Source organism: Clostridium sp. (assembly GCF_029258205.1).
In the GTDB taxonomy this organism is placed as follows: Bacteria; Bacillota; Clostridia; order Clostridiales; family Clostridiaceae; genus Sarcina.
Map to the genome: position 1 here is coordinate 21,031 of NZ_JARHZJ010000057.1, position 7,460 is coordinate 28,490.

General features: G+C 27.5%; 5 protein-coding genes. All 5 read right to left on the reverse strand.

The window, feature by feature from the left end; all coding sequences use genetic code 11:
• Window positions 1-76: 76 nt before the first annotated feature.
• Window positions 77-2,233, reverse strand: a complete 2,157-nt coding sequence (locus Q1J60_RS07655) for a YhgE/Pip family protein (RefSeq protein ID WP_300260391.1) — start codon at window positions 2,231-2,233, stop codon at window positions 77-79.
• A 22-nt stretch (window positions 2,234-2,255) separates the two neighbouring features.
• Window positions 2,256-4,421 (reverse strand): YhgE/Pip family protein, encoded by a 2,166-nt coding sequence (locus Q1J60_RS07660; RefSeq protein ID WP_300260394.1) that lies wholly within the window; start codon window positions 4,419-4,421, stop codon window positions 2,256-2,258.
• Window positions 4,422-4,767: 346 nt separating this feature from the next.
• Entirely contained in the window at window positions 4,768-5,106 is a 339-nt protein-coding gene (locus tag Q1J60_RS07665; protein WP_300260398.1) for a zinc ribbon domain-containing protein YjdM, read from the reverse strand.
• 305 nt (window positions 5,107-5,411) lie between these two features.
• Entirely contained in the window at window positions 5,412-6,443 is a 1,032-nt protein-coding gene (locus Q1J60_RS07670) for a TRM11 family SAM-dependent methyltransferase (protein WP_300260401.1), read from the reverse strand.
• Window positions 6,444-6,879: 436 nt separating this feature from the next.
• Window positions 6,880-7,460: LPXTG cell wall anchor domain-containing protein (locus Q1J60_RS07675; RefSeq protein ID WP_300260404.1), on the reverse strand; the 581-nt coding region annotated here is incomplete at its 5' end.

Sequence of the window (7,460 nt, forward strand, 5' to 3'; positions counted from 1 at the left end):
TTTTTCTATTAATTATAATTTAAAGAAATATCCATAAAAAAAGAGCAAAGACTTAATCTTTACTCTTTTCTTTATCTTATAATCCTGCTTCTCCAAATTTATGTTCGAAAAACTCACTACCCTTATGGAATGGCTTTTTAAGAACACATAGCAATAAGAATATTAACAAGAATATTCCTAAGGCCTTCATATCCTTATATACTGCATCCCATATTGGCCCAGCTATGGCTTCTCTAAATCCGTCTATAGAATACGTAAACGGCCATAAAGGTTGTAGAACCCCAAATATTTTTGGATTTGTTTGTATTGGATAAATCCCTCCAGCTCCTGCTACTTGGAATACCATTATAACTATGGCTATTGCCTTACCTACATTTCCAAATAAAGATACTAGGGTAAATATCATTACTGTAAATACAATAGAGCTAACTATTGCAAATCCAAACATTAATGGCATATTTGCTGGTTTTACTCCCAATATAAATATATCTCCTAAGACTATTATTATTGTTTGAATTAATGATATCATCAAAAATAATAACATTTTACCAAAATGCTTTTGAAGAATATTTAATTTTGTTCCATCTTCAAAATCTTCACATTCTGCCGTTAATAATGACGTAAGTAATAATGAACCAACCCAAATTGCTAAAGTTGTATAAAATGGTGTAAGCGCTACTCCAAATATACCTGCATCATAAACCTCTTCTTCCTTTACTGTTATAGGAGATGATATAAATGATGCTATTTCCTCTGGATTTTTACTCATTAAATCTATTAAGTTATTTAAGCTTTCTTCAGTTAAACCTGAAGTTTTTTCAATTAATTTACTAATTGTATCTTGGAACTCAGTAAGCTTACTTGTTACTTGATCAGCTTGTTGGCTAGCCACATCACTACTAGCTATACCAAAAGTAGTTAAAGCATTTAATTGTGGAACAACTACCTTAGTTGTTTCCAATACTGAGTTAGCAGTACCTAATCCACCTTTTAATGAATTTCCAATAGTATTTAAAGCTGGAGCTCCATCATTATAAAAAGTATTTGAAACATTTATTAAAGCTGAACTTGTTTCATTACTTATACTAGAAACAGAATCTATAGCTTTAGCTATATTTTCCTTACTTTCATTGTTAGATAATACTGTCTTTAAAACAACTAATTGTTCTCTTTCTTTAGATGCTAAATCTTTTGCAGCATTTAACTTGTTTATTAAGTTACTTACTTTATTATTTGGTATTGCTGAATTTATTTTTTCTAAAGCTTTAATATTATTATCTATAATATTATTTAATGAATCTGTTAACTTTATTAATTTATCTACAGTTTGAACCATCTTAGTTGTATCCATAGCATCATTTAATTCTTTAAGCTTTGAAAGTAAATTTTGTAATTCCTGATTTGTTGATTGCATTGTCACAACATCACTACTAAAACTATTTGATACAGCATTAACTGTTTGTTGTGTTGAGTTTATTAAACTTTTACTTGCCTCAACAGTAGTTTGTAAATTATTTATTTGCTCTGTTATATTTGGCAAATCATTTCTTATACTAGAAAGATAATTACTTAAGTTTTTTGAATCTCCATTAGCTTTTTGAACAAAATCTTGGATTTCCTTTAAGCTGCTATTAGCACTCTGTAACGTATCTCTCACTTTTAATATTTCTGGTTTATTAGTTTCTAATTTTCCACCTAATTCATTTAAAATATTAAAAGCTTCTTTATTTACAGTATCAACAAAGTTAGATTTTATTTCATTTGTAACTTTATTTTTTGCAGCATTTGTTATTTTATTTGCTATAGCATTAGATTTTTCATTTACTTTATAAATTATATCCGGCTTTTGAGGATTTCCTGTAGTTAAACTTGTTAATCCTTGTGAAAAATCTGAAGGTATTTCAATAAGCGCATAATACTTACCTTCATTTAATCCATAATTAGCTTGCCATCCATCTACAAACTGCCATCCTATAGCATCATTCTTTTTAAGTTCATCAACTATTTCATTACCTACATTTATCTCTTTATCATTTACAATAGCACCATCATCATTATTTACAACGGCAACTGGTAAATTTCCTGTATTAACATAAGGATCCCAACATGCCTTAATATTAATCCAAGCATAAAGAGATGGTATTATACATAAACCAGTTACTACTGCTAAAGCAGCTGGATTTTTTCTTATATTTCTTAAATCTCTTAGAAAGACTTTAAAAATTTTCTTCATAATTCACCTCTTAAAATACAGCCTATTCTGCTATTCCAGATTCTTTAAACATGTCTTCAAATTTTCTAACTCTAGGATTTAAAGGTCCTTTTAAGAAATATCCTAGAAGTATAAATACTAATCCCATTATGGATAAAATAGCAAAATCTAAAATCACAGTACTTACTAAAGGTCCTGCTATAGCTTCCCTATATCCTGATATGGCATAAGTAAATGGGAAAGTTGGTTGAATTATTCTAAAGAATAATGGATCTACTTGTATAGGATATGATCCACCACTTCCTGCTATTTGTAAAACCATAAGTATAATAGCTAAAGCTTTACCTAAGTTCCCAAATACAGACATAAGAGTAAATACAATTATAGTAAACACAGCTGAAGCAAACATTGATACAAAAATTAACAATGCTGTATTTACTGTTTGAACTCCTAAAAGGAATTTATCTCCAAAAGCCACTATAAAACCTTGTACTATTCCCAAACTTACGAAAGTTAACATCTTTCCAAAATGTCTTTCTCTTAAGTTTATATTTTCACTACCTTTAAATTCAGTTGATTCTGTTTTTAATACTGATATTAATATTAATGAACCAACCCATAAAGCTAAAACTGAATATATTGGAGCCATTCCTGATCCATAGTTAGCTACCTTATATATTGTATCTACCTTTATATTAAATGGATTTGCAATAAAATCTCCCATAAACTCTGGATTACTTTGTAATATACCAACTATTTTTCCAAGTTCATCATCACTAACCACTTGAAGTTTTGAACTTAACTCACTTATAACACCTGAAAATTCTTCTAAGTTATTTTTTAATTTTTCTGATGTTGAATTTGCAAGCTGAGATCCTTGGTTAGCTGTACTTAATAAATTATTTATTTGATCAACTAATCCATTTGCTTTTGCTAATAAATCTGATGCCCCTTTAGTAGCGGTAACAAGTCCATCAGCAATTGTATTTAAAGCAGGTCTTGTATCATTATCAAATCTATTTAAAGAATTACTTACTTGTCCTTCTATTTTATTAGTTAAATTGTTTATTGAACTAAGTAGCCCTTTATCTACTCCTTGCCCATTATTAATTTTACTTTGTAAATCATTAAGCTTAGTTTTTTCTTCTACTAAAGAATTTTGAATATTTTTTAATGAAGTTATCATATTCGCTATTTTTTCATTAGCAATCTTTTTATTAATAACTTCTAAAAAGTTAATTACAGCTGTAACACTATTATCAACTTTATCTATTTCATTAATAGATTTGCTTATTAGTGAGTTAATCTTAGCAGAACTTGCATCATTAGCCATTGAAGATAATTCATCTAAATTACTTTGTACCTTATTTAATGATGTTTGTGATTCACTTAAATTTAATCTTATATTATCAAAGGTATTATTTAAAGATTCTTTAGAAGTATTTATTAAACTACCTGTATTTTCTGCTCCCTTAGATATATTATTTAAACCACTTGTTATTGATGGCATAGTATTTTGAACTTCTTTTAAATATATGCTTAAATTTGATGAGTTACTATTTATGTTGTTAAGCATATTTTTAATAGAACTCATATTTTTATCTATAGCTATTATAGAATTTTTTAACTTAATGATATTATCTTTATTTTTATATACATCATATCCTAAATCATTTAATGAAGAAAATACCGTTTCATTTACAGTAGTTATAAAATTAGATGTTATTTGATTTACAAGGGTACTTTGTGCAACCCCTGTTATTTTACCTGCAACAGGGTTAGCTTTTGTGTTAACCTTGTATATTATTTCAGGTTTTGTAGGCTTTTCAGATAAAACACTAGTTAAATCTTCAGAAAAATCTTCTGGAATCTCTATCATTGCATAATAGTTTCCATCTATTAATCCCCTATCTGCTTGTTTCGTATCAACAAATTTCCATCCAACGGAATGATTATTCTTTAATTCATCAATAACTTCATCACCTATGTTCATTTCTTTCCCATTGAATGAAGCTCCTTTATCATTATTTACTACAGCAATCGGAATACTGCTAGTATTTTCATAAGGATCCCAACATGCTGCTATATTTATCCATGCGTAAAGTGATGGTATAAAGCATATTCCACCTATTATTAAAAGTGCTATAGGATTTTTTATTATTGCTTTCATATCTCTCTTAAACACTTTTAAAATGTTACTCCACTTCATTTAAACACCTCCATTTAATAAAGCTAAAATAAACACATCCCCCTATGTCCTATCTTAAAATTATAAATTTAAAAATACTTAAAAACTCTTAATTACTATAGTATCAAAATTTAGTTTACAAATAAACCTTTTTGATACTATTTTATAGATTTTTCTTAGTTTATCGTTTTCAAGTTATATTATATTATCTTATTATATTCAAAAATAGTTTTTCCATAATTTATTTTTATATTAATGTATTATAATTAAATTTTAAACTAAAGTTTATTTTACTTAAAAATAAAAGAGTGTCTATTTGTCGACACTCTGAAATGAAAATATTAATATGTTCCTTTTTAATATTTAACTAGATTTTTTTAACAAATTCTGATTTTAAGCTCATAGCTCCAAATCCATCTATTTTGCAATCTATGTTATGATCACCTTCAACTAAACGTATATTCTTAACTTTTGTCCCCTTCTTAAGCGCTGATGAAGCCCCTTTTACTTTAAGGTCTTTTATTATAGTTACAGTATCTCCATCTTTAAGTATGTTTCCGTTTGAGTCTTTAACTACTAATACATCCTCATCTATATTTTCACTTCCTGGAGTCCACTCATAAGCACATTCTGGGCAAACTAAAAGACTTCCATCTTCATAAGTGTATTCTGAATTACATTTAGGGCAATTTGGTAATTTATCCATTATACATATCCTCCGTTCATTAACTAAATTCCACTTGGTGTAAATATATATTTACACATATAAGGATTTACTTACAGGCTTATATAATATCATAGTATAATAATAATGACAAATTTTAAGCTTTTTAAAGATAAATTGATATAATCTTCTAAAACATTGACTAGTAATAAAATATATTATAATTTGATAAATTTTAAAGTTTTTATTCTTAATTTTAAAATCATAATAAAACACTTCCATAAAAACTAACTATAAAAAGTTCTGTGTAATCAATACCACTATTTTTATCAATTACTTAATATTTTTTAAGCCTTTACAGCAACTATTAAATTTCTATTTATTGATTGATCTACTCTATGTAAATAATCATTATAAGGTGTTTCATCAAGAACTTTAAATCCATTTTGTTCTAAAACAATGGCCACCTCATCATACTTCATAGTAAATTCATTATATGAAAGTACTAAACTTCCTTTAGTTTTTAATACATTATGCCATGCTGGAATTGCTTCTTTTAAAAGCCCTAATGGACTTCTTTCCATAAGAGAATCTCTATCATTCTTACTTCCATGCTGAACCCCATAAGGTAAATCAGATATTATAATATCACAAGATTTTTTCTTAATAAGAATATCTGCTTTTCTAGTATCTGAATTAAACAACTGGAATGACTGAACATCTCCTTCATTAAAAGCATTTTTCTCTGCTGCGGCAGTTAGATTAAAAACATTAGCTATCTTCTTCTTTTTAGAATCTGATACCTTAGATTTCTCAACTTTATGTTTAAACTTTCCTTCTTTTAAAAATCTAACAACATAGGTTTGAATCTCTTGAGTCCATTGCTCATTTATCTCTATTCCTTTAACATCAAATCCTCTTAAGAATCCTTCATATAAAGTTGTACCTTTACCACACATAGGATCTAATAAAGTTATTTTTTTACTTCCTGTTTTACAAGCACTTAAAGCTAAATTCACCATAAGTCTAGTAAATTGTTCATTTGTCTTTCCATTATATTTTAATATTTGAACCATACTTTCAGGAAATGTATGAAAATCTGGGACACTAATAGGTCTTAAAAGATTTCTCTCTACTATTTCAAATAAGGCATAATAAATTGATGAAAAACTTAATGCTTTAAAGTCTTCTTCCTTAAGCTCTCTATTAGTACTAAAGCATATTGATGCTGGAAGACCTAAATTTCCTTCTTCAATCTCATTTATCTCCATATCATAAGCCTCTGCAATTGCTTGTAATTCTGAAACCGCAATCTTAAGTGCTGTATCAAAATAAATACGATTATGACCTGGATTTGCAAGTATCGCATATTTGCTCATAAAAAAATCCTCACTTATTATTATCTTTTAATTCTATTTTTTATCCATAATATTATAACATCACATACTTTAAATATTAATAAAAAATAGAGTACTTTTATTAAAATTACTCTATTTTAAAAACTTTACATAATTTTATTTGGAATTACAGCATCTATCATTCCTATAACTAAAGCAAATCTTACTATCCAATTTAATATGCTACCATGGCTATTTTGTTTTTTATAACTTTCATTTCTCATAAGAGTGCCTCCTTTAATAATTTAATCCTTTGTAAAGTACTACTCATTTTTTAATTTATTAGCTTTCTCTAAACTTATATATTGACTACTATATGAAATAATATTCCTAATAGTATAATCCCTAATCTATTTAAAATAAAAATAAGGCAGAAGCTAAATTAACTTCTGCCTTAAATTAATATATAATAATTATATTATTTATTTTTCTTTAATAATAATCCACCAAGTAAAGATATCATTCCCATTATTCCCATAGAAGCTGAATTAACTGGTGAACCTGTTTGAGGTAATTTTTTTATTTCTTCATTTGAAGGTTTTTGTTCTTCTGATGGCTTTTGTCCTTCTGATGGCTTTTGTTCTTCTGATGGCTTTTGTCCTTCTGATGGTTTTTGTTCTTCTGATGGTTTTTGTTCTTCTGATGGCTTTTGTTCTTCTGATGGCTTTTGTTCTTCTGATGGCTTTTGTCCTTCTGATGGCTTTTGTCCTTCTAAAGTATCCCCAGAATTTTCAACTTTAGTAAATGTTACTTTTATTTTGTTTGATACATCTCCCCAGAATGTATAGTCAAAATATCCATTAGCTAAGCTTTCAACTGCTGATTGTGCGTTTTCTTTTGTTAATACTATACCATTAACTTCTACCTTGTCTAATTTATATCCTTTTGCTGGATTAACTTTTACTCTAACTTCTTTTCCAGTCTTTACTAATACATCTCCACCACTTAGCTTTTCATTGTTGATTTCTACTGTTCCTTTTCCTTCAGTTGTTACATTTA

Bases quoted from the DNA above. Each gene is read 5' to 3' on its own strand.
- Q1J60_RS07655 (WP_300260391.1), bottom strand. From the start codon at position 2,233: ATGAAGAAAATTTTTAAAGTCTTTCTAAGAGATTTAAGAAATATAAGA.
- Q1J60_RS07660 (WP_300260394.1), bottom strand. From the start codon at position 4,421: ATGAAGTGGAGTAACATTTTAAAAGTGTTTAAGAGAGATATGAAAGCA.
- Q1J60_RS07665 (WP_300260398.1), bottom strand. From the start codon at position 5,106: ATGGATAAATTACCAAATTGCCCTAAATGTAATTCAGAATACACTTAT.
- Q1J60_RS07670 (WP_300260401.1), bottom strand. From the start codon at position 6,443: ATGAGCAAATATGCGATACTTGCAAATCCAGGTCATAATCGTATTTAT.